Origin of the sequence: Flavobacterium foetidum (assembly GCF_004634245.1) — a bacterium.
GTDB lineage: Bacteria > Bacteroidota > Bacteroidia > Flavobacteriales > Flavobacteriaceae > Flavobacterium > Flavobacterium foetidum.
The window spans coordinates 119,889-141,577 of the sequence record NZ_SJTF01000004.1 but is presented as its reverse complement, the minus strand read 5'-3'; the positions used below and the strand labels follow the sequence as shown (position 1 = coordinate 141,577).

Here is a 21,689-nt window from a genome sequence, read left to right as displayed (position 1 = left end):
AATTTTTGAAACCGAATTTACAACTTACAACCTAACCGAATGGCCTTATTTACCCCTTTTCTTTCTGGTTTTATCGCCGCAGTAATCGGGATTATTCCACCAGGATTAATCAACATGACGGCGGCCAAGATAAACCTCAAAGAGGGTAAAAAAAATGCTTTATGGTTTGCAGTTGGAGCGGTTTTGGTGATATTTTTTCAAGTTTATGTCGCTGTTCTTTTTGCAAGAGTTATAGATAATCGTCCTGATGTTGTGACCCTCTTAAGAGAGGTTGGGTTTGTTATTTTCTCAATTCTGACGGTCTATTTTCTTTTTATTGCAAAAGAGCCCAAAACTAAAAAGAAATCGAAGATTAAGAAGAGCAGCAAAAAAAGCCGTTTTTTTCTCGGAATGTTGCTTTCCGGGCTTAACTTTTTTCCGATTCCGTATTATGTTGTCGTGAGCGTTACTTTGGCATCGTATCATCTCTTTGTGTTTGAGAACAACGTTATTTTTACTTTTGTTTTAGGTTCTGTTTTAGGTTCTTTTGCCGCTTTGTACAGTTACATCGCATTCTTTGGAAGAATCGAAAAGAAAACCGATTACCTCATGCGGAACATGAACACCATTATCGGACTGATTACTGGTTTGATCGCTGTGGCGACGCTTTTTAATATTTTGAATTATTATTTCGGATAACATATGAAGTTTTTTCACGCAGATTTTGCAGATTTAAAGAGATTTGAAAGACTTTTTGATCTAATTTTAATCAGCTTAAATCTGTAAAATCTGCGTGAAACCTTTAAGTGATTATTTTAATCTGGTAATCTGAGGAAAGAAAATATGGCTGAAGAGAATTTTTTCGAAAGAGTATATGCTGTCGCTAGACAAATTCCGTACGGAAAAGTGACTTCTTATGGCGCTATTGCAAAAGCTTTAGGAACCGCACGTTCTGCAAGAATGGTGGGCTGGGCAATGAATGCTTCTCATAATATGGATGATGTGCCTGCGCACAGAGTAGTAAACCAAAAAGGACTTCTTACAGGGAAACATCATTTTGATGGAACAAATCTGATGCAACAGCTTTTAGAAAACGAAGGCATAAAAGTAGTCAACAATCAGATTGTTGATTTTGAAAAACATTTTTGGAAACCTGAAGTAGAAATCTAGCTTTATTGATTAATCAAAAAATACTATCGCATCCATCCTTCAATTTTATAGTTTTTAGAGAATAATTTCCTTTCGGGTTTTCCGTTGTCCGATTTGAACCATACTTCGAATCTTGCGGCGTACGGATCTCCCCAATCACCTTCATAAATCGTAAAATCGTCTTTCGTACTGAATTTTTTTATGCTGTCAGTTGGATTGTAAATTTGAATTGAACTTGTTTTTGGTAAGTCATCGTCAGAAAGCGCTTTGTTTTGCGTTATTTCATATGCTTTGAGGTAAATAGTGCCGCTTTCGATTTTGCCAATCCAAAAATCATATTCATAAAGTCCAGGCTGAAAAGAATTGTAAAGCTGAAATTCTGTTTTAGTTACAATCCTATTTGTGATGCTGTCAGGCCTTTCAGAATTAAAATTTGAGCCGAAGTCCAAATCAACTGGATTGTCAATTTGAATGTTTTTCGGGATTGTTAAGTTTTTTGCCCATGTATCAGGTCTTTCATCTGCAATAAAAGTTCCGACTAAGGCGATGACAATCAATAAAAAAATCGAGAGGCCGAATAAAAAAAGACTTATAAAGCCCTTGAGCCATTTTCGTTGCGATAATTGGAAAAAGGCCGATATTAACAAACCTAATAAGGCTAGGCAGAATAACCAAAAACAAATATTTGTAACAAGTGGATTGTTAAAGTTGCTGGAAAGAAGCAGGAGAAAAATAGAAACAATCCAAAACAACACTGGTTTCGAGAAGCTGTAAAAAAAAGTAGAAAAGTATTTTTTCATCAACATTCCAAGAATTGTGGTTTAAGGTTTTACAGCGTTTGTGATTTTAGTGTTGCGAAATATTTTTGATTCTGATGTTTTTAAAATCAATAGGCGAGCGTTCGTAGTTTAGGGAAATTTTACCTTCTGTAGAAGACGCTTCTGTGCATTCGTTTACCAGTTTTCCGTTTAAGTATTGCGTAATTTTTCCGTTGTAAGATTTGATAACGATAGAATTCCATTCGCCATGCGGATTTTCGTTTGCCAAAAACTTAGGAGAAGTCACGCTTGCTCCGGCCTCAATCCATTTGTCGTTTACTTTTGCCGTAACCTGATCCAAAAAGATAAAATCGCCTGTAGTGTTTTCTTTGATTTGAAACTGAATTCCTTTCGGCCAGATTTTATCCGATGCATCGAGTGGAATATTGTACATCACGCCACTGTTTTTTGTGCCTTTCATTTTGTATTTTTCCTCCAAATTCCATCTGTATTCTAATGAAAGCTCGAAGTTTTTATAGCTTTTTTTGGTCATCAGGCAACCGGCTTCTTCGCCATACATTCTAATCATTCCGTCTGTAAATTCATATACTTTAGATGGTTCTTGCCTTGTTGTATTGGCTTTTGTAAAAGCATACCAGTCGTTTGTTTCCAGACTTTTTTGCTGAACAGCACAAGAACTTAGTATAAAAAGAATAACAATAACAAAAGTTGATTTTTGAAACATAGCGATAAGTTTAAAACAAAGACGATTAACCCGAGTAAGATTTTTTTAAAGTAAAATTAGTAATATGAACAAATATAAAAAATTGGCAATTCTTGCTTTTTTGTTTTTTATCAAATAGCGACATAGATAAAAACACTTATTCTTCTCCATTAAAATTAATGATATATTAGCGACATTATAAATTGTCGTAGAAATGTCGTAAGAAAACCGTTATCAAAAAAAGCTTTTCGAAATAATTTTGGGATAAAATAAAAGATACGAACCATGAGTTTTATAGGAAAAAAAATTAGCGAAGCGAGAAAGCAAAAAGGCTTTACGCAAGAAGAATTGGCAGAATTGTCGAAAGTTAATTTGAGAACAATTCAAAGAATCGAAAACAACAATAACGAACCGCGAGGAAAAACACTGGAATTACTTTGCGAAGTACTTCAAATTGATAGGTCAGAATTACAAGATTTAAGTAAAGTGTCAGAAAATAATAAAATTGGAGCTTTTGTCGTTAATGCGATTTTTTTGATTCTTTTAAATCTTGCCATAGCTGTTACGTTCAGTTATTTGGTGATGCCTGTTGAGGCTGATGTTAATAGTAAATTCGGCGCGATTCTTTTAAGCTTTTTTATACCCTTTACCATCTTTTATTATACGCAGCAAATGAAAGCAACCGAACGCATTTTTAAGTTTGGAATTTGCTGGATGATATATATTACGACCTTACTGTATGCACAGGGTTTTCGTGGTGCGCTTGCTATTGGTTTTGAATCATGGATTTTCTCTTGTATTTTAATCTATTTTGGAGTGTTATTCTATGGAAAGGTTTTATTTAAATCGGATAAGTAAGCTTTTGTGTTAATCCGCTTGTAGTATGTCTTAATTAAAATTATTCATTTTTTGATATTTTATCTTCTTCAGTTCCTCCAGGAAATAAATCTTTAAGAATGATGTACATCATTCCTAAGACTTGTATTGTAGTTGTGGTTAATAGGGTTATAAGTACAGAGTCTGATAACTTAAGGCGATTATTGATTATTAGTATTAAAAAGACAATAAATAGCCACATAATAATTGTTATAGTGAATATTATGGCTAAACTTCTTCGTAATTCAGTCGTGTCGTCATATCTCTTCTTGTAAGAATTAAATAACGAATTATTTTCGTTTTCCGCTTTTGATGTGTCTAAATTATCAGGAAGCTTATTTGGATCAAAATTGTAAATACCCATTATTCAATTAACCTGTTATAATGTGCTTTTATGAGAGAATCAGGAATGATTAAATTATCTCCTTTAGGATACGTTTCAGACCAAGGAGTTCCTTCTTTATGTGTTAAGGCACTTAAATATATTCCGTCTTTTACTCCATAAATACTCCAAATTTTGTCTAAGAATTTAGCATCCTCTTCACTAATAACTTCTGTAGAGATATTTTCTATTGGTTCTTTAACAAATTTTTTTCCGTATTTTTTTAAATGATTATATAAAATAGGGAATACTGGTCCGAATTTCCAAGCTTGAGGACTTTCGTTTACTAATCGTTCTGAATTAAAAGTTTCTAAATACCATCCATATGAAATGTAAACAAGCTTTATTAATTTCAAAGGAGTAAGTTCTCCTACGGTACTATATTTTTTAATAAAATAATTAGCAATGGTTGTAGAATTGTATGGCATATTATTTTAATTTATAGGGTGAGAGATTGTGCAAAAATACAAAACAGGGATGAAATATGAAAAAATATAAGTATTTATTTACTTTTATTAAACAGAAGCAAACATATATTTCTAACTATAATGTTAAGTTACTGGAATTTTGATTAAAAGAATTTAGTAAAGTAAAATCAAAACAAAAAAGCTTCTGAAAAATCTATTCAGAAGCTTTTTTAGTGCGGATAATAGGACTCGAACCTACACGCCTTGCGGCACCAGATCCTAAGTCTGGCATGTCTACCAATTTCACCATATCCGCTCAATTGTGGGTGCAAAGATAGGCATACTTTTGAATTATCAAAGCATTTTTTGAAAATTTTTTTTAATTCTCTTTTTTGTACATTTGGTTTTCTATAAAAATAATTTAAATGGAAAATATTAAGTCCTACGTTCAACAACATAAAGATCGGTTTATCAACGAATTGATCGAATTATTAAAAATTCCGTCGGTTAGTGCCGACACTGCATATTCTCAAGATGTTATTGACACAGCAGAGGCTGTAAAAGACAGTTTATCGCAAGCAGGCTGCGATTTAGTCGAAATTTGCGACACTCCAGGTTATCCAATTATCTACGGAGAAAAAATAATCGATCCAAATCTTCCAACGGTTTTAGTTTACGGACATTACGATGTACAACCGCCAGATCCATTAGAATTATGGACTTCGCCACCATTTGAACCCGTAATCAAAACAACAGAAATTCACCCAGAAGGAGCTATTTTCGCCCGTGGTGCCTGCGATGACAAAGGTCAGATGTTTATGCACGTAAAAGCATTGGAGTACATGGTGCGCAATAATGAGCTTCCGTGCAATGTAAAATTCATGATCGAAGGGGAAGAGGAAGTAGGTTCTGCAAGTTTGGCTTGGTTCGTAGAGCGCAATCAGGAAAAACTGAAAAATGACGTAATCTTGATTTCAGATACCGGAATGATTTCTAACCAACAACCGTCTATTACGACAGGTTTAAGAGGTTTGAGTTATGTTGAAGTAGAAGTTACAGGGCCAAACCGAGATCTGCACTCAGGTTTGTACGGAGGAGCTGTGGCGAATCCAATTAATATTTTGGCAAAAATGATTGCTTCGCTTCACGATGAAGACAATCATATTACGATTCCGGGATTCTATGATAAAGTTCAGGAATTATCTGCAGAAGAAAGAGCCGAAATGGCAAAAGCGCCATTCAGCTTAGAAAAATATAAAAATGCTTTAAACATTGCAGATGTTTATGGTGAAAAAGGTTATGTAACCAACGAAAGAAACTCAATCCGCCCAACATTAGACGTAAACGGAATTTGGGGCGGTTATACAGGAGAAGGTGCCAAAACGGTTATTGCGAGCAAAGCTTTTGCTAAAATCTCGATGCGTCTGGTTCCGAATCAGGATTGGGAAGAGATTACAGAACTTTTTACGAAACATTTTACAAGTATTGCTCCGGCTGGTGTTACGGTAAAAGTAACGCCTCATCACGGCGGACAGGGTTATGTAACGCCAATTGACAGCATCGGTTACCAGGCTGCCAACAAAGCGTATACCGAAACGTTTGGAGTTCCTGCAATTCCGGTTCGCTCAGGAGGAAGTATTCCTATTGTGGCTTTGTTTGAGAAAGAATTAAAAAGCAAAACAATCCTTATGGGATTCGGATTGGACAGCGATGCGATTCACTCGCCAAATGAGCATTTCGGAATTTTTAATTACCTGAAAGGAATCGAGACTATTCCGTTGTTTTACAAATATTTTGTGGAATTAAGTAAATAAGTCTTTTTGCTGCAAAGGCGCTAAGACACTATTTTTTTGCTGCAAATACGCAGAGGCGCTAAGTTTTGATTTTTAAGCAAAAAATTGACTTCAATATAAAATCCGTTCAGAAATGAGCGGATTTTTTTGTTTAAATTAAATAAATACGTAGTACGCTCAAATATTTTCTTTTTTAAAGAAAATCTCTTTCCCATTGAATCTTTGGAACTTTGTCACTAGAATAAAAAAAATCCGCTTCTTGCTCAGAGAAGCGGATAAAATTAAAAAACTAAAAAAAAATTCTAAAAATAAAAAAATGCGATCCAGACTAAAACAAGTCAGGATTATATCCAAAGTAAGGAACTGTCTGTTCGTTGAAAACAACACCGTATTCTTCTAATTCATTTAATATAGGTTCGTAAACTTCTTTTTTGGTCGGAAGCTGTACTCCCGACGAGGTAATCTTTCCGTTTAGAATCAGCAAGGTTGCAATCGCAACGGGAAGTCCGACTGTTTTTGCCATTGCAGTATAAGTCTGGTCATCACCAATACAGACCATTTTAGAGTCGATTTGTGCTTTTTTTCCATTTATTTCATAACCAAATTTATGGTACATTACAATCATGTCTTTGTCGTCTGGTTCCAAACTCCAACTTTCTGATAAAATCTTTTGCAGAATTTGGGCGGGAGTTGCATGTGGGAGATTCACTTTTTTATTTGGGTTAAATAAATCGAGTTCCAGAAGTTTGTCCCACATAATATCGTCTTGATCGATTTTTAAAATCAAGCGTGTTTTGATTTCTACAGAATCGGTTGGATGATAAGGAAGAAACGAATTGGTAAACTGGCGGTAGCTCATATTTTCAGAATCTTCCATGATATAGCTATCGTCTGTCATTCCGAGTTGTACAAACATGTTCCAAGCTCTAGAAAAACCAACTCTTCGAATGGTGCCTCTATATAAGGTCAAAATATCATCTAAGCCATAAACCGAACGGTATTTCAGCGAATCACGATTAGAATAGGCTTCGAATTTTCCGTAACCTTCGACTTCAAGAAATTCTGTTCTTCGAAACAAAGCGCTGTACGGAATATATTTATAAGTGCCTTCCTGAATAAACTTGGCAGCGCCTCCTTGTCCGGCCAAAACCACATTTCTTGGTGCCCAGGTAAATTTGTAATTCCATAAATTATTATCAGATTCAGGAGCCACAAGTCCGCCGCAAAAAGATTCAAAAAGAAGCATTTTTCCGCCTTTAGCCCTGATTTCATCAATTACTTTCATGGCGCTCATATGATCAATTCCGGGATCCAGGCCGATTTCATTCATAAAAATCAGATTCTTTTGTTTGGCTTCCTCATCCAATTCCTGCATGGCATCGCTAATATAGGAAGCAGTCACAAGATGTTTTTTGAATTGAAGGCAATCTTTTGCAATTTCGATATGAAGATGCGCCGGAAGCATCGAAATTACAATTGATGCTTTTGCAACAGCGGCTTTTCTTTCTTCGGCATCAAAAATATCCAAAGCAAGAGCTTCGGCGTTAGGATGGTTGCCTGTTTTTTGTTCGGCTAACTCCATAGAAAGGTCTGCCACAGTAATATGCAGGCTTTCTTCTTCAGATTTTGACAGCAGATATCGTATTAAAGACGATGCAGATCTGCCTGCTCCAATTATTAAAACGTTTCTCATGTTTTAAACATTTAACACAAATATATTTAAATGTTATAAATATAACAATTGAATCGCGATAAAACTGCATTTAATTTTTTCAAAGGGATAAAAAATAATTTGATTTTGTTCTAAATAATCTCGACAGTAATGCGGAATTTCGGTTGGTTTGAAGTATTTTTGTCTTAAATTAAAAGTATGCAAATCATGAAAAGAAGAATTGTTTTAACTGGAGCTTTTATCGGAATGGTGGCTATTATTTTAGGAGCTTTTGGAGCACATTTATTAAAAAAATACCTTTCGGTTGATCAGTTAAATACTTTTGAAGTTGGTGTTCGCTACCAAATGTATCATGCTTTGTTTCTTTTATTTTTGTCTACTCGAAAAGAACTTGCTGAAAAAACAATAAAAGCTATCTACAATTTAGTTGTTGCCGGTGTAATCCTTTTCAGCGGTTCTATCTATTTGTTGTCTACAAAAGACCTTACGGTATTTGATTCTAAAATTATCGTATTCGCAACACCTTTGGGCGGATTCTTATTAATTATTGCTTGGGCGTTATTATTCTTTACGATTTTGAGGAGAAAATCATAAAATCCCGAATAAAAAATTCTATCTGAAAATTAATTTTTAATTTTGTCTCATAAATAACATATAAGTTTGTTTATGTGAATTTTTTACGTTTTTTGATTTAATTAGAAAATAATATAACAAATTCAGTAAACAGCTTGTCAGAAAAGAATTTAGAAGCGGTTATTTTTTTGTTTTTACATTTTTTTACTTAAAATTTCTCTTTTTTAATATAAATAAAAGTGAATTTTGATTATTTGAACAGGGTAAAAATTAAATCTATAATTTAGCATTCTAATAAAACATTCACACACAACTTAAATTTATGGACACTAACACAGTTTTCGCGCAATCGATTTCGTTAAAAGAATTAGGAATTGAAAATGCAAAAGTTCGCTATCAATTGTCTGCAGATGAATTGCATGCGATTACTTTGCAGTCAGGGCAAGGTGTTGAGAATTCTACTGGAGCATTGGCAATTAATACAGGCGAATTTACAGGCCGTTCTCCACAGGATCGTTTTATTGTAAAAGACGACATCACAAAAGATCAGGTTTGGTGGGGAAATGTAAATATTCCTTTTGAACCAGAAGCATTTGAAAAATTATACGATAAGGTTACGGCCTTTTTATCAAACAAAGAAGTTTTTGTACGAGATTCTTATGTTTGTTCAGACTCCAATTACAGGCTAAATGTTCGTGTCGTAACTGAGACAGCATGGTCAAATTTATTCTGTTACAATATGTTTCTTCGTCCTGAAGAATCAGAATTGGCTAATTTTACTCCAGAATGGACGGTAGTATGTGCTCCAAGTTTTATGGCAGATCCTGCTGTAGATGGAACACGCCAATCTAATTTTGCGATTTTAGATTTTACTAAAAAAATCGCTTTAATTGGCGGAACAGGATATACAGGAGAAATGAAAAAAGGAATTTTCTCTGCATTAAACTTTATTCTTCCAGTTTTCAAAAATACACTTCCAATGCACTGTAGTGCGAATGTTGGAGAAGACGGAGATACAGCAATTTTCTTCGGATTGTCTGGTACGGGAAAAACAACTTTGTCTGCAGATCCAGAACGTAAATTAATCGGAGACGATGAGCACGGATGGACAAACGAAAATACGGTTTTCAACTTTGAAGGCGGCTGTTATGCTAAAGTAATTAACTTAACAGAAGAAAACGAACCGGACATTTTTAGAGCAATCAAAAAAGGAGCTCTTTTAGAAAATGTGGTTTTCAAAGCAGGAACAAACGAAGTAGATTACGACGATGTTTCGATTACGCAAAATACACGTGTAAGTTATCCAATTACACATATCGATAATGTGCAGCCAGGTTTGGTTGGTCACAATCCTAAAAATATATTTTTCTTAACGGCTGATTCTTTCGGAATTTTGCCTCCAATCTCAAAACTAACTCCAGGTCAGGCGGCTTACCATTTTATTTCTGGATATACTGCAAAAGTGGCCGGAACAGAAGCAGGTGTAACTGAGCCTCAGCCTAACTTCTCTGCTTGTTTCGGAGCGCCGTTTATGCCTTTGCATCCAACACGTTATGCTGAAATGTTGAGCAAAAAAATGAAAGATGCTGGCGTAAAGGTTTGGTTGATCAACACAGGATGGACTGGTGGTCCTTACGGAGTTGGAAGCCGTATGAAACTGAAATATACTCGTGCGATGATTACTGCTGCTTTGAAAGGAGAATTAGACAATGTAGGGTTTGAAAACCATGCAGTATTTGGAGTTGCAAAACCACAATCTTGTCCGAATGTTCCAAGCGAAATTTTAAATCCTAGAAATACTTGGGAAGATTCTGCGTTATATGATAAAAAAGCACTTGAACTGGCTCAGAAGTTCAAAGCTAATTTTGCCAAGTTTGAAGAGTTTGCCAATGCCGAAATTTTGGCTGGCGCACCAATTACAGAATAAAAGGAATTATTGATTCAAATAAAAAAGCTGTTCATTACGAACAGCTTTTTTTAGTTTACAATCTCAGTTCGCAGTCTCAGTAATTTTAACACTGAACACTTATACTGCTACTGCGACTGAATATTGCAAACTTATTTCTTCGCTTCATCAATACGTTTTTGAATCAAATCCCAAGTGTAATAATGAAAAGTCATTCCGTTGCTCATCGCTACAAAAAGTCCGTTTCTGTATTTTGGACCTAAGTTTACGCTTGTAACATCGGCGCCGTCACATTCGATTGTCGAAGTCGGAACTTCAGCCAATAAAGGATAGCTGTTCGGATTTCCGTTGACACCTTCTCTTGGATAAACCATAAAAGAATTTGCTTGCTGATTTGATACCAAGATATAACCCGTAGAATCTGTTTTTTTGTAGATTGCAATTCCTTCGTGATCTGCCTTGAAATCTTTCTGACCAAAGAAAGCCAGTTCTTTATTATCATTTAAAGCCGGATCTGCTTTGTATTTTCTGATCCCAACTTGTTCGTCACAATAATAAACAGTTCCCATTTCGTTGTCAACTGCAATTGCTTCGATTTCTTTTTTACCGCTGTAGGTTCCGAATTTGCGAACCACTTTCGCAGCAGCGAATTTACCGTTTCCAGAAAGTTCATACTGCCATAAATAACTTCCAGAAGGACCTGTTTTTCTTCCAACAATAGCAAAAATCTTTCCATCGCTTGGGCGAGTATACAAGGAAATACCCATTGGATCGCGTTGTGTTTCTCCCTCAAAAACCGGAATTCCGCCATTATCAATTGGTTCTAAATCTGGCAAGCTGAAGATTCTGATTTTGTTTTCTTCGCGTTCTGTTGTAACCGCCACATCAACTTTTTTTCCGTCAATAATCAATCCGTAAGCGATATCTACATTATTTGGACGTTTTAATGGGATTGATTTTTTCAGGATTTTTCCATTCAAATCAAAGGCATACAAACCACCATCTGTGTCTTTGTCTGTTCCAACAATAATACTTTTAGTAGCATCGGTTGGATGAATCCAGATTGAAGGATCGTCTGTATCGTGAGGTAATGCTTCGGTAACGGTTGTCGGTTTAACAGCATTCGGCTGAATTGGCGCTAATTTATCGTCTTTGCATGCTGTGAATGAAACAGCTAAAAGTAAAAGAGCAACTAAAGATTTATTTTTCATTTGTGTGATATATTTTAATACAATTAGACAGAGCGGTTAAACCCTGTCTAATTTAAGAATTTAAAAAATTGCAGATTACAAGTCTAATTTCAAACCGAAGTTGTAACGAGGCTGGTAGTACTCAGCTTGTTTTGTATGAGCAGCAACTCCTTGGTAATAACGTAACGGCTGATTGGTTAAGTTATTTGCTTCGGCAAAAACACGCAATTGTTTTGTGATTTTGTAAGAAGCATTAGCGTCTAAGAAAAACTGTTTGTCATAATAACTGTCTTTGTACGATTCAGAACCTAATTCATCTAAATAATCAGAGGTGAAGTTTGTAGAGATTCTGGCAGAGAAACGTTTGTTTTCCCAAGATAAAGATCCGTTAAACATATGTGGAGTTGTTCCTGGCAACGTGATGTCTCTTCTTTCGTTTCCGTCTTCATCAGCAATGCCGCTTGCTTTAGATTTTGTGTAAGTATAGTTCAAATAGATACCAAAACCTTTTAAGAACTTACCTGGCAAGAAATCCAACTGACGTTGAAAAGCAACCTCAAATCCGTAAACATCAACATTATCACCATTTCTAGATTGTAAAAAAGACCAGTTTTCTCCCGCCGGAATTGGATTTGCTTGATCAGGAAAATCTGCAGCAAATTTTGCATCAGTATATTGATTGTCGCTGTAGTTGTAAATAAAATCATTTAATCTTTTGTAGAAAACACCTCCAGAAATTAAACCAACAGATTTGAAATAGTTCTCTGCCATGAAATCATAATTGTATGAATACGTAGCTTTAAGATCTGGATTTCCGGCTGTAATTTCTTTATCTGCAGCGATGTTGTTTACATAAGGAGCCAATGCGTAATAATTAGGTCTTGCCAAAGCCGTTGTTGCAGCAGCTCTTAATACTAAATCTTTTGTAGCGTTGTATTGTAATGAAATACTTGGCAGTAAATTGGTGTAAGAGTTCGTGTTGTTGATTCTGCTCTCTAATTCTTCTTCATCCAAAACACGGTTTCCTGTATAATCAATATGAGTATTCTCAGCACGGAAACCTAAAACCATAGAAAGTTTATCATTAAAATCTTGGTCCCATCTTACATAAGCAGCAGTAATTCTCTCTTTTGCATTATAGTTTACTGCTAAATATTCTGCTGGATCTGTTTCTTTGTCAAACAAGGCAGAGTTGTTTAAATCTAAACCACCTAAATAGGAAGCAGATGCAAATGTTCCTGGTACATATTTGCTTCCAGGATTGTATCCTTGTCCATCAAAGTATGAAGTTGGAACTTCAGATAATAAATCCATTCCGCCATTGATAGGCGAGTACGAATAAAACATATTGTTTCTTTCCTTTTCTTTTAAACGAAGTCTAAGACCAGTTCTCAATCGTCCTTTTTCTCCTGCAATTACAGAAAAAGGGAAACGGATGTTCACTTTTGCGCCAAACTCGCTTTCGCTTGTTTCGTCTGTATTTTCGGTAACCGAATCAAATTCAAATTGATCTAGAGCTTCTCCCGCTGTTGTAACTAGAGGAAATCTGGTATCTGTTAAATTTTCGAATACATCAAGACCTTTCTGACGGTATTCGATATAACGCTCACCCGGACGGTATTCTCTTGCTTTTGCATAATTGGCAGACCAGTCTAAGTCTAAAGTTGAGTTGATTAGGTGTTCTCCGCGAAGCGAATAATTCTGTACTCTTTGGTCTTCTAATCTTCTGTTTTTGTTTCTGCTGTTATCTACACCACCTTTTGTCTGGCGTTTTACACGACCTTCAAATCCAGTGATTTTTTCTCCATTATAAATTGGCTCAATATCGTCGATAGTTGTTCTAAAACGGTTTTCTCTATCGTCTCTCCAGTTGTAGATTGCATTAGCAAAAATAGTGTTGTTTTCATTGAATTTATAATCGAAAGCCAATGAAGCACTGCGACGAATGCGCTGTACATCATATTTTCTGATTTCAGAGGCTTGTAAATATTCATTTCCGAAATCATCTTTTACCCATTCGTTTTCGATGTTGTCAGAACCGTAATCCACATTGTTGTAAGAACCGCTAAAAACTATTCCGAGTTTGTCATTAGCAAAACGATTACCATACACTAAACCAGCAGTATAAGAAGCGTGGTCGCGAATTGGCAAATAACCTCCTGCAAGAGTCGCAGAGATTCTTTCTCCGTTTGGAGTTGCTCTTGTAATTAAGTTTACAGAACCTCCAATCGCATCAGCGTCCATATCTGAGGTAAGGGTTTTGTTGACTTCGATAGTCGAAATCATATCAGACGGAATCAAGTCCATTTGTACGTTTCTGTTATCTCCTTCAGCAGATGGAATACGGTCACCATTTAAAGTAACAGAGTTCAATGATGGAGCCAAACCTCTAATAATAATATTACGAGCTTCACCTTGGTCGTTCTGCATGGTGATACCAGGTACACGTTTTAAAGCGTCTCCCACATTTGCATCTGGGAAACGTCCCATTTGATCAGAAGAAATTACGTTTCCGATGTTTTTGTTGTTTTTTTGTTGATTCAGCGCCTTTGCCTGACCTTTTAAGATGTCTCCAACGATTACCTCTTTAAGTTCGTTTTCAGAAGCTTTAAGAGCAAAATCGATTACGTTGTTTTTTCCTTGTTCTACTTTTATTTCCTGAACCAAAGCAGTATAACCAATATATTTAACTTCAAGTTTGTAAGTTCCTTCGTTAATATTAAGAAGTTCAAAACGTCCGTTGTAATCAGAAACAGTATATTTTTTTTCGCCCACAATCTGAATCATTGCTCCAGGCAGAGGCAGTTTGTCATCAGCGTCAAATATCTTTCCAGATATAATCGCTTTTTGAGCAAAACCTGTAAAGGCTAGTAAAAAGAAAGCTGTTAATAAAAAGAATTTTTTCATTGTGTGTGTTAGTTTGATTTTCGATTGCGAAACTAAGACCCGTGTATTACTAAAGTCTTGAAAAAAAATTAACATAGTGTTATGATTGGAAGGTTGCTCTCAAAATTTATTAATCTTTAAATAACATCGAATGCATCAAATAATTGATTCACAATCAAAAAGAAAAAAATATTTTATCTCTAATTAAAAATTTGGCGTTAAATTTGCCGTATCATCAAATCAAAAATCATCAATCATGTTAAAACATTTTTTTATTTTATGTTCAGGAGTCGACCGTGACATCTTGAAAGACTGCTCAGAAGGCGAACAAACCAAATATGTTGGTATTGGAGCCACAGTATTCTTTACAGCAGTTATGGCTTTTCTAGCCAGTGCCTATGCGCTTTTTACCGTTTTCGATTCTATTTATCCCGCTTTGATATTTGGATTTGTATGGAGTTTGCTGATTTTTAATTTGGACCGATTTATCGTTTCGACTATTAAGAAAAGGGATCGTTTTCTAGATGAATTTCTACAGGCAACACCTCGTATTCTATTGGCGGTTATTATTGCGATTGTAATTTCGAAACCTCTGGAGATTAAAATTTTCGAAAAAGAAATCAATACCGTTTTATTGAAAGAGAAAAACGAAATGGAATTGGCCAACAAAAAACAAATTGGAACTTATTTCAAAACCGATTTAGATAAAAACAAAGCCGAAATCGCAGCTCTAAAAGCAGATATTGTAAAAAAAGAAAAAGAAGTAAATGATTTGTATTCGGTTTACATCACCGAAGCTGAAGGAACTACCGGAACCAAGAAATTAGGAAAAGGTCCAGTTTATAAAGAAAAACGTGAAAAACACGATGCAGCACTTAAAGAATTTGAAATGCTGAAAAAAACAAACGAAGCTAAAATTGCCGAAAAAGAAAAAGCAGGCGTACAACTTCAAGCCGATTTAGACAAAAAAGTTTCGCAGACACAGCCCATCATTGAAGGTTTCGACGGATTAATGGCGCGTATCAATGCCTTGAACAAACTGCCTTGGCTACCGTCATTTTTTATAATGTTATTATTTTTAGCAATCGAAACATCGCCAATTATTGCCAAATTATTAGCGCCGAAAGGTGAATTCGATTTCAAGCAAGAAGAAGCAGAAACTGCAATGAAAGCGACTTTATCACAAAATAAATACCAACGTGATTTATTAGTAAAAACAAGCGCCGAAATGCATGATAAAGTATATGCCGATATTGCCGAAGATAAGGCACTTTACGATTTGCAAAGAAAAAATGCAAAAGAGTTATTAGAGTTGCAATCTCACAGCTTTTTAGACAAACAGAAGGCTACGCTTTAATTTACTTAACCGCAAAGAACGCAAAGATTTACGCAAGGTTCGCAAAGTTTAAAAAGAAAAAACCATCAGGAAACTGATGGTTTTTTTATGATTTTCATTCCGTGCTTTGCGTAAATCTTTGCGCTCTTTGCGGTTAGAAATTTACATATAACTTAAAATCTCTTTTTTATAAGTATCATATTCTCCCTGCATGATTAAACCATTATCAAGAAGTTTTTTGTAGTTCTGCAATTTATCAAAAAGTTCTTCTTTAGATAAATCACTCAATTTGCGTTCTCCGGCAGGTGGTGTCGGCTGTGTTGGAAGCGGTTCATAAGTTTCGGTAACAGCTGGAGCAGCTGGTAAAATTTCTGCAAAGCTGGTTACTTCTTCTGTTTCTACTTCTTCAATTTCTTCCGCTTCAGGCGCAACTTCTTCTACGATTTCCTGAATTGGAGTAGTAGTTATAGGATTTTTTAGTAAATCTAATTGTTCTTTAGCGTAAGTATATATTTTTCTAGCTTGAATTTTCGGAATATAATCAATCGTAACTGCTAAATCTGTTTTGGTAGCAAATGAGAATTCCGAACCTAAAATGTTTTCTTTTACAAAAGTACTTGCAATATCATCCCAAGCATAATCTGTAAAATCCATTGAAAGACCTAGGTTTTTTGGTTCACAGATAATGATACGTTTGTTTGTTACTACAATACTGTCAGGAAAAACAGTGATTGCTGGTTTTTTTTGTACTGCGATATAACCAACTTCTTCACCTTTCATCAATAAATCTGTAAGTTTAGAAGTGATTTTTTCAATCGCTTTTGGATCTTGTTCTTCGTTCAGAAATTTTTTAAATTGTTCTTTCATTTTTTTAAAGATTCTAAGTTGCTAAGCTGTTAAGTCGCTGAGTTTTTTACAGACGTTACAAATGTAATGCCTAATTTCTAATTGCTCTGCCTGTTGGGTAAAAATTTTACCTCAAGTCAGTAATTTCGTTTTGAATTTTCTTTGTTAAACTTTTGAACACTAATTCGTACGAATGGTCTATCAATTCCTTGACGAATTTATCTGGCAGATTTCCGTTCAATGCCACCGTATTCCAGTGTACTTTACTCATATGAAATCCGGGTTTTATCTCGTCATATTCTGCTCGAAGTTCTTGTGCCCGGTCTGGATCGCATTTTAAATTTACTGATTGCTCGTTCTTTTCCCACTGCGATAAGGAAGACAAAGCAAACATTTTGCCGCCCACTTTAAAAACCAAGGTATCTTCATCAAAAGGAAAATGCTCGCTTACCCCTTTTTTCGATAGACAATATTCGTAAAAAGTTTCTAAATTCATAACTGTTTATTTGCCAATTTCGCCTAAATGTGTGTATTTAAAGCCTTTTTCGTATTTCAGGCCATAGCCAAAAATACGATCCATTGCAGAGTGTGAAAATAAAATAATTCCTGCTAATTGCAATATTTCGATGCTTAAATAATGTCCTGTTGCATAAATTAAAAGAGCAATTCCTTTATGATGAAAGACATTATAAAGAAATGCTCCGGCTTTGTTTCCAAACGCATAACCCATCATCGACAAATCGGGAGCTAAAATTAAAGCCAGAAACCACCACCATTCGTAATTTAAGCGGTTGAAAAAAAATATTCCGAGAATAAACAATGCTGCTTCTTCGAGTATTAAAACTGTTTTCATTTGATTATTTTTTCCATCATCTTTTCAGGATGATTTAGTTTTGTGAATCCGAATTTCTCGTACAAGAAGTGAGCATCAGTTGTTGCCAATCGCCAGATTTTGACTTCTTGCAATTGAGGCTCGTTCATCATGGCTTCAATTAAAATAGATGAATAACCTTTACCACGATATTTTTCATCAATAAAAACATCCATCAAATATGCAAAAACTACATAATCGGTAATGACACGTGCAAAACCAATTTGTTTGTCGTCTAAATAAATTCCGAAACAAACCGAAGCATCAATCGTTCTTTGAACTTCTTCTATAGTTCGTCCCGCAGCCCAATAAATGTCTTTTAGGAAGTTCTGTATAAACACAACATCGAGTTTGGTTTTATCTGTAGAAACGGTTATCATATTCTTTAGTTTTTTTGCCACTAATTACACAAATTTTCACGAATTATTTTTTGCCACAGATTAAAGGATTAAAAATGATTAAATCTGTGGAAATCTTTTTAATCTGTGGCAAAATAAAAAAAGAAATTAGTGCAAATTCGTGTAATTTGTGGCTACCTTTTAAATTTTATATAATATAGGCTTACTTGGACTTGCATCATTTTCAAACGAAGCGATTTGAAGATTTAGGATATAATCGCCATCTTCAATTTTGTCTGAGACATAAATCATTTCCGTAATTGTCGCATTTAACCGTGCATCAGCATTTAGATTATGTGTGTCTTTTACATTCCAAAATGCTTTGTGAGCCAATAATTTTCCTTCGTCATGTTCTTTGTCCACACTTGGCAAATCAATCAATAAATGTTGGATTTCGCTTTCGCGGATGAAAATCGCAGCCTCTTCAGACAAATACGGCGGATTGGTATTGGAATATTTTCTTGATTTTTTTTCTTTTGAATTGGGAAGTGTTCTGATGATTAAGGCCTCCGTTTTTTCATTTAATAGAGATGAAACTTGTTCTTTCGTAATCACAAAATCATCCCCAATTTTTTCAGGTTCAACCGTAATCAATTTGGCAAAAAAGAAAAACTTTTTCAGTGATTGATTGATGCTGTAAAAATCATTCGTAATATGTCCTACACATTCCGTATGTGTTCCATGTCCATGCGGATTGAAGAAAATATTATTGAAATTCGTCGATGATTTTCCTTCCGAAACTTTTCCAATCCAATCACCAAAAACTACAGGTTCAATTGCTGGTTTTTCGATGTACCAAGCAATGGGGTTTTCATCGGTATTGGTTAATGGAATGGAGATATCGATTGGTTTTGATAAGTCGATTTCGAAGTTGTTGATTTTTGCTAACACAAAGTTGGTTTTTATGCCGCAAAGACGCTAAGTCACAAAGTTTAATTGATTTGCGCCTTTGTGTCTTCGTGGCTAATTTTTAGTCTTCCAAATTTAGATAAAATAAATCTGAAGCAATTCCATCCGTTAAAAATTTTCCTTTTGGAGTTGGTTTTAAAATGTTGTTTTCGATTGAAAGTAAATCGTCATTTAGGAATTTCTGCGATTGTTCCAATAAATAACTCAAATATTCCGAACCAAATTCTTTTTCGATTCTGTCTAAAGAAACACCCCAAATCGTTCGTAAACCTGTCATAATATATTCGTTGTAACGATCTGAAATGGTTAAAGTTTCCGTTTCAATTGGGAGTTCATCATTCTGAATTGCTTTTAGATACAATGAATTATTCGCGATATTCCAGCCTCTTTTCTCGCCGTCATAACTATGCGCCGAAGGTCCGATTCCGATGTATTTTTTGCCCAGCCAGTAAGCCGAATTGTTTTTGGAGAAATAGTTTTCTTTTCCAAAATTGGATAATTCATAATGAATAAAACCATTTTGTTGAAGCATTTCCACCAAAATCATAAAATGATTCGAAGCCACTTCGTCTTGCGGTTCAGCAATTTTCCCAGTTTGAATTAATTTGCTCAAAGCCGTTTTCGGTTCAACTGTCAAAGCATAACTTGAAATATGCGGAATGCCGAAATCTAAAGCGGTCTGGATATTTTGTCTCCACATTGCATCACTCAATCCAGGAATTCCGTAAATCAAATCCAATGAAATATTATCAAAATATTTAGTTGCTTCTTCCAGACATTTTTTGGCTTCAGCAGAATTATGAGCACGATTCATCATTTTCAAATCCTCTTCATAAAAAGACTGAATTCCGATGCTAAGACGATTTATCGGACTTTTGGATAATTCGAAAATTCGTTCCGCAGACAAATCATCTGGATTGGCTTCGAGTGTAATTTCTGGATTTTCAGCAACTTTATAGTTTTTATAAACTTCAGAAATCAAAAAGTTTATTTCGTCATTATTTAAAACTGAAGGAGTTCCGCCGCCAAAATAAATGGTTTCTACAATCTCAGTAGAAAACTTATTTTTTCGCATACCGATTTCTTTAGCCAAAGCCAAAACCATCTCGTCTTTCTTTTTCATCGAAGTCGAAAAATGAAAGTCACAGTAATGACAAGCTTGCTTGCAAAAAGGAATATGGATGTAGATGCCGCTCATTTTTTAGTGTTCAGTGTTCAGAATTTTAGTGATCAGTTTTTAGTATTCAGTGGTCAGGTTTTTAGTGGTCAGTATTCCTCAAGCTAAAAACTGACCACTCAAAACCTGAACACTGCTTACTCTTTTCTGACTCCAAACTTCTCTGGGTTTAAAAGCATATAGTTTATTAGTTTTCCTATTTCGATACTTTCGGACAAAAGGTCACTGTAAAATTCGGTCGAAATATATTTACATGCAAGAGCAAATTCAAGCCAGACTTGTGTTTCAGAATTTTCTCCATCAGAATCAGTCAATTTGCTGTAAAAATGTTTTGGATAGATACGTTTTCTGTATGCTTCTGCAATGGTAACAGGAACACTTCTGGATGAACGTCTAATTTGGTCTGTTAATGAATATGTTTCTTCTTTTGGAAATTGTTTTGTAATATCAAATATCTTCATTGCTAAAGAAAACGACTTTTTGTAAGCTAGTAAATCTTGAAATCTCATGATGTTTTTTATTTATGAATAAAAATAAATATAAGAAAAAGCCTTCTTTTTTAGCAAACGTTTTTTAGAAACATCAGAATACTAAAAAAACGAATCATTGTAGATTTTCAAAATCAACTGACCACTAAAAATCTGACTACTGACCACTTACTTTTTAACTCGATCCTCATTCTGTTTCACAAAAGCATCCCAACCCGAATAACTCTTTCCAGCGATAACTTTCCCGGAATTAAAATGATGGCAAACCGCAGCTGCCAAACCGTCTGTTGAATCCAGATTTTTGGGTAATTCTTTTAAACCTAAAAGCTGTTGCAGCATTTTAGCAACCTGTTCTTTACTGGCATTTCCGTTTCCGGTAATCGCCATTTTTATCTTTTTAGGTTCATATTCTGTAATCGGGATGCCTCTTGAAAGTCCTGCAGCCATCGCAACGCCTTGTGCACGTCCCAGTTTCAGCATCGACTGAACGTTTTTTCCAAAGAAAGGTGCTTCAATCGCAATTTCATCAGGACAATGTGTTTCGATTAACTCGATAGTTCTTTCAAAAATGATTCTTAATTTTTGGTAATGATTATCGTATTTGGAAAGCTGTAATTCATTCAATTGAAGGAATTCCATTTTTTTGTTGGTCACCTTAATCAATCCAAAACCCATGATTGTGGTTCCAGGGTCAATACCTAATATGATGCGTTCTTTTGTCAATTGTTTTTTTGTTTCAAGTTTGAAGTTTCAGGTTGAAAAATTATCAACCCAAATTTCCTTTTGTCAATAGTATATTTTGTTCTTTATTAAGTATTTCTATTGGCTGGCAAATATTTTTGTATAGTTTCCAGAATTTATCTTCCCAAAACTCATTTTCTTTTTGGTCTTTTAGTTTGTTTCTGATAATGGTTTCTATTTCAAAATCACCTTCATCATTTAATATTGTACCATGACTTTCATTATATGATTTAAGCAGTTTTCCTTTATCTGTTAAAATCCATCGACAGGTAGCTATCCAAGGATCTATGAAAAAATAATAAACCTTTGTATTAAGTTCTTTAGAAAGAAACAAAGTCATTTGTTTTGTTTCTTCAAAATCCCAAACGTTCCATATTAAATAACACCATTCATTTATTTCACTAAATAGGATAAATGGTTTTGTGGTATTATTAGGGTTTTCATCAGATAAAAAATCCCAATCAAATTTTTCATCAAATTCAACCACTTCAAGATTTGATGCATTTAAAGCTTTTAATATTGAAGTTTTGGATGCATTTTTTATACAAAAGTGACAATTTACTAGAGAACTTATTAAATTACGTTGTGTGTTTATGGAATCTGCCATTTCATTTTCTCATTTTCAAAT

22 protein-coding genes and 1 tRNA gene are annotated in these 21,689 nt (G+C 34.8%); 7 read left to right on the top strand and 16 right to left on the bottom strand.

Annotated elements, in window-relative coordinates:
- Positions 1-39: 39 nt before the first annotated feature.
- On the top strand, positions 40-678 hold the full coding sequence (locus tag E0W73_RS07215; protein ID WP_135221418.1) for a LysE family transporter: 639 nt from the start codon (positions 40-42) through the stop codon (positions 676-678).
- Between the two features lie 144 nt (positions 679-822).
- On the top strand, positions 823-1,149 hold the full coding sequence (locus E0W73_RS07210; protein WP_135221417.1) for an MGMT family protein: 327 nt from the start codon (positions 823-825) through the stop codon (positions 1,147-1,149).
- A 23-nt stretch (positions 1,150-1,172) separates the two neighbouring features.
- Here E0W73_RS07210 and E0W73_RS07205 read toward each other — a convergent pair whose 3' ends face one another.
- Both E0W73_RS07205 and E0W73_RS07200 read right to left on the bottom strand, forming a co-directional pair.
- On the bottom strand, positions 1,173-1,685 hold the full coding sequence (locus tag E0W73_RS07205) for a hypothetical protein (RefSeq protein WP_135221416.1): 513 nt from the start codon (positions 1,683-1,685) through the stop codon (positions 1,173-1,175).
- 289 nt (positions 1,686-1,974) lie between these two features.
- Positions 1,975-2,631 (bottom strand): 3-keto-disaccharide hydrolase, encoded by a 657-nt coding sequence (locus E0W73_RS07200; RefSeq protein ID WP_135221415.1) that lies wholly within the window; start codon positions 2,629-2,631, stop codon positions 1,975-1,977.
- A 264-nt stretch (positions 2,632-2,895) separates the two neighbouring features.
- Here E0W73_RS07200 and E0W73_RS07195 point away from each other — a divergent pair, with 264 nt between their 5' ends.
- Positions 2,896-3,468 carry a helix-turn-helix domain-containing protein gene (locus E0W73_RS07195; RefSeq protein WP_135221414.1) on the top strand — a complete coding sequence of 191 codons (573 nt, stop codon included), beginning with the start codon at positions 2,896-2,898 and terminating at the stop codon, positions 3,466-3,468.
- Positions 3,469-3,849: 381 nt separating this feature from the next.
- On the opposite strand, the gene E0W73_RS07190 is transcribed toward E0W73_RS07195, so the two are convergent.
- Positions 3,850-4,296: a Panacea domain-containing protein gene (locus E0W73_RS07190; protein ID WP_135221413.1), complete on the bottom strand. Its 447-nt coding sequence runs from the start codon at positions 4,294-4,296 to the stop codon at positions 3,850-3,852.
- 213 nt (positions 4,297-4,509) lie between these two features.
- Positions 4,510-4,591, bottom strand: a tRNA-Leu gene (locus E0W73_RS07185).
- 109 nt (positions 4,592-4,700) lie between these two features.
- On the opposite strand from E0W73_RS07185, the gene E0W73_RS07180 reads away from it, so the two are divergent.
- Complete coding sequence (locus E0W73_RS07180; RefSeq protein WP_135221412.1) at positions 4,701-6,089, top strand: dipeptidase; 1,389 nt, start codon at positions 4,701-4,703, stop codon at positions 6,087-6,089.
- A gap of 307 nt (positions 6,090-6,396) precedes the next feature.
- Here E0W73_RS07180 and E0W73_RS07175 read toward each other — a convergent pair whose 3' ends face one another.
- Complete coding sequence (locus E0W73_RS07175) at positions 6,397-7,761, bottom strand: saccharopine dehydrogenase family protein (RefSeq protein ID WP_135221411.1); 1,365 nt, start codon at positions 7,759-7,761, stop codon at positions 6,397-6,399.
- A gap of 186 nt (positions 7,762-7,947) precedes the next feature.
- On the opposite strand from E0W73_RS07175, the gene E0W73_RS07170 reads away from it, so the two are divergent.
- Together E0W73_RS07170 and pckA are read left to right on the top strand one after the other, a co-directional pair.
- Complete coding sequence (locus tag E0W73_RS07170) at positions 7,948-8,334, top strand: DUF423 domain-containing protein (protein WP_135221410.1); 387 nt, start codon at positions 7,948-7,950, stop codon at positions 8,332-8,334.
- Positions 8,335-8,635: 301 nt separating this feature from the next.
- The gene (pckA, locus tag E0W73_RS07165; protein ID WP_135221409.1) at positions 8,636-10,240 is read left to right on the top strand and encodes a phosphoenolpyruvate carboxykinase (ATP); all 1,605 of its coding nucleotides are present in this window, start codon (positions 8,636-8,638) and stop codon (positions 10,238-10,240) included.
- A 131-nt stretch (positions 10,241-10,371) separates the two neighbouring features.
- Here the strand turns inward: pckA and E0W73_RS07160 are convergent, their stop codons facing one another.
- Both E0W73_RS07160 and E0W73_RS07155 read right to left on the bottom strand, forming a co-directional pair.
- Positions 10,372-11,430 (bottom strand): phytase, encoded by a 1,059-nt coding sequence (locus E0W73_RS07160; RefSeq protein ID WP_135221408.1) that lies wholly within the window; start codon positions 11,428-11,430, stop codon positions 10,372-10,374.
- Between the two features lie 75 nt (positions 11,431-11,505).
- A complete protein-coding gene (locus E0W73_RS07155; protein WP_135221407.1) occupies positions 11,506-14,316 on the bottom strand; it encodes a TonB-dependent receptor in 2,811 nt (936 codons plus the stop codon).
- 235 nt (positions 14,317-14,551) lie between these two features.
- On the opposite strand from E0W73_RS07155, the gene E0W73_RS07150 reads away from it, so the two are divergent.
- Positions 14,552-15,652, top strand: a complete 1,101-nt coding sequence (locus E0W73_RS07150) for a DUF4407 domain-containing protein (protein ID WP_135221406.1) — start codon at positions 14,552-14,554, stop codon at positions 15,650-15,652.
- 141 nt (positions 15,653-15,793) lie between these two features.
- Here E0W73_RS07150 and E0W73_RS07145 read toward each other — a convergent pair whose 3' ends face one another.
- The 9 genes from E0W73_RS07145 to E0W73_RS07105 all read right to left on the bottom strand — a co-directional run bounded on the left by E0W73_RS07145 (position 15,794) and on the right by E0W73_RS07105 (position 21,668).
- On the bottom strand, positions 15,794-16,498 hold the full coding sequence (locus E0W73_RS07145; protein ID WP_135221405.1) for a PH domain-containing protein: 705 nt from the start codon (positions 16,496-16,498) through the stop codon (positions 15,794-15,796).
- A 106-nt stretch (positions 16,499-16,604) separates the two neighbouring features.
- Entirely contained in the window at positions 16,605-16,973 is a 369-nt protein-coding gene (locus tag E0W73_RS07140; protein WP_135221404.1) for an MmcQ/YjbR family DNA-binding protein, read from the bottom strand.
- Positions 16,974-16,979: 6 nt separating this feature from the next.
- Positions 16,980-17,330, bottom strand: a complete 351-nt coding sequence (locus E0W73_RS07135) for a DUF4260 domain-containing protein (protein WP_135221403.1) — start codon at positions 17,328-17,330, stop codon at positions 16,980-16,982.
- Positions 17,327-17,728 (bottom strand): GNAT family N-acetyltransferase, encoded by a 402-nt coding sequence (locus E0W73_RS07130; RefSeq protein WP_135221402.1) that lies wholly within the window; start codon positions 17,726-17,728, stop codon positions 17,327-17,329. The genes E0W73_RS07135 and E0W73_RS07130 overlap by 4 nt, the downstream gene beginning before the upstream one ends.
- A 159-nt stretch (positions 17,729-17,887) precedes the next feature.
- Complete coding sequence (locus E0W73_RS07125; RefSeq protein WP_135221401.1) at positions 17,888-18,637, bottom strand: cyclase family protein; 750 nt, start codon at positions 18,635-18,637, stop codon at positions 17,888-17,890.
- A gap of 79 nt (positions 18,638-18,716) precedes the next feature.
- Positions 18,717-19,853 (bottom strand): radical SAM family heme chaperone HemW, encoded by a 1,137-nt coding sequence (gene hemW / locus E0W73_RS07120; protein ID WP_135221400.1) that lies wholly within the window; start codon positions 19,851-19,853, stop codon positions 18,717-18,719.
- A 116-nt stretch (positions 19,854-19,969) separates the two neighbouring features.
- Positions 19,970-20,341: a four helix bundle protein gene (locus tag E0W73_RS07115; protein ID WP_135221399.1), complete on the bottom strand. Its 372-nt coding sequence runs from the start codon at positions 20,339-20,341 to the stop codon at positions 19,970-19,972.
- Between the two features lie 147 nt (positions 20,342-20,488).
- Positions 20,489-21,043 (bottom strand): crossover junction endodeoxyribonuclease RuvC, encoded by a 555-nt coding sequence (gene ruvC / locus E0W73_RS07110; protein ID WP_135221398.1) that lies wholly within the window; start codon positions 21,041-21,043, stop codon positions 20,489-20,491.
- A 43-nt stretch (positions 21,044-21,086) separates the two neighbouring features.
- Positions 21,087-21,668, bottom strand: a complete 582-nt coding sequence (locus tag E0W73_RS07105) for a hypothetical protein (protein WP_135221397.1) — start codon at positions 21,666-21,668, stop codon at positions 21,087-21,089.
- Positions 21,669-21,689: the final 21 nt, after the last annotated feature.

What these genes read in the sequence shown, in the direction of transcription:
- E0W73_RS07130 (WP_135221402.1), bottom strand. Translation starts at nt 17,728, where the DNA reads ATGATAACCGTTTCTACAGATAAAACCAAACTCGATGTTGTGTTTATA.
- E0W73_RS07155 (WP_135221407.1), bottom strand. Translation starts at nt 14,316, where the DNA reads ATGAAAAAATTCTTTTTATTAACAGCTTTCTTTTTACTAGCCTTTACA.
- E0W73_RS07150 (WP_135221406.1), top strand. Translation starts at nt 14,552, where the DNA reads ATGTTAAAACATTTTTTTATTTTATGTTCAGGAGTCGACCGTGACATC.
- E0W73_RS07210 (WP_135221417.1), top strand. Translation starts at nt 823, where the DNA reads ATGGCTGAAGAGAATTTTTTCGAAAGAGTATATGCTGTCGCTAGACAA.
- E0W73_RS07170 (WP_135221410.1), top strand. Translation starts at nt 7,948, where the DNA reads ATGAAAAGAAGAATTGTTTTAACTGGAGCTTTTATCGGAATGGTGGCT.
- E0W73_RS07195 (WP_135221414.1), top strand. Translation starts at nt 2,896, where the DNA reads ATGAGTTTTATAGGAAAAAAAATTAGCGAAGCGAGAAAGCAAAAAGGC.
- E0W73_RS07115 (WP_135221399.1), bottom strand. Translation starts at nt 20,341, where the DNA reads ATGAGATTTCAAGATTTACTAGCTTACAAAAAGTCGTTTTCTTTAGCA.
- E0W73_RS07175 (WP_135221411.1), bottom strand. Translation starts at nt 7,761, where the DNA reads ATGAGAAACGTTTTAATAATTGGAGCAGGCAGATCTGCATCGTCTTTA.
- pckA (WP_135221409.1), top strand. Translation starts at nt 8,636, where the DNA reads ATGGACACTAACACAGTTTTCGCGCAATCGATTTCGTTAAAAGAATTA.
- E0W73_RS07105 (WP_135221397.1), bottom strand. Translation starts at nt 21,668, where the DNA reads ATGGCAGATTCCATAAACACACAACGTAATTTAATAAGTTCTCTAGTA.
- E0W73_RS07160 (WP_135221408.1), bottom strand. Translation starts at nt 11,430, where the DNA reads ATGAAAAATAAATCTTTAGTTGCTCTTTTACTTTTAGCTGTTTCATTC.
- E0W73_RS07135 (WP_135221403.1), bottom strand. Translation starts at nt 17,330, where the DNA reads ATGAAAACAGTTTTAATACTCGAAGAAGCAGCATTGTTTATTCTCGGA.
- E0W73_RS07145 (WP_135221405.1), bottom strand. Translation starts at nt 16,498, where the DNA reads ATGAAAGAACAATTTAAAAAATTTCTGAACGAAGAACAAGATCCAAAA.
- E0W73_RS07190 (WP_135221413.1), bottom strand. Translation starts at nt 4,296, where the DNA reads ATGCCATACAATTCTACAACCATTGCTAATTATTTTATTAAAAAATAT.
- hemW (WP_135221400.1), bottom strand. Translation starts at nt 19,853, where the DNA reads ATGAGCGGCATCTACATCCATATTCCTTTTTGCAAGCAAGCTTGTCAT.
- E0W73_RS07180 (WP_135221412.1), top strand. Translation starts at nt 4,701, where the DNA reads ATGGAAAATATTAAGTCCTACGTTCAACAACATAAAGATCGGTTTATC.
- E0W73_RS07140 (WP_135221404.1), bottom strand. Translation starts at nt 16,973, where the DNA reads ATGAATTTAGAAACTTTTTACGAATATTGTCTATCGAAAAAAGGGGTA.
- E0W73_RS07200 (WP_135221415.1), bottom strand. Translation starts at nt 2,631, where the DNA reads ATGTTTCAAAAATCAACTTTTGTTATTGTTATTCTTTTTATACTAAGT.
- E0W73_RS07215 (WP_135221418.1), top strand. Translation starts at nt 40, where the DNA reads ATGGCCTTATTTACCCCTTTTCTTTCTGGTTTTATCGCCGCAGTAATC.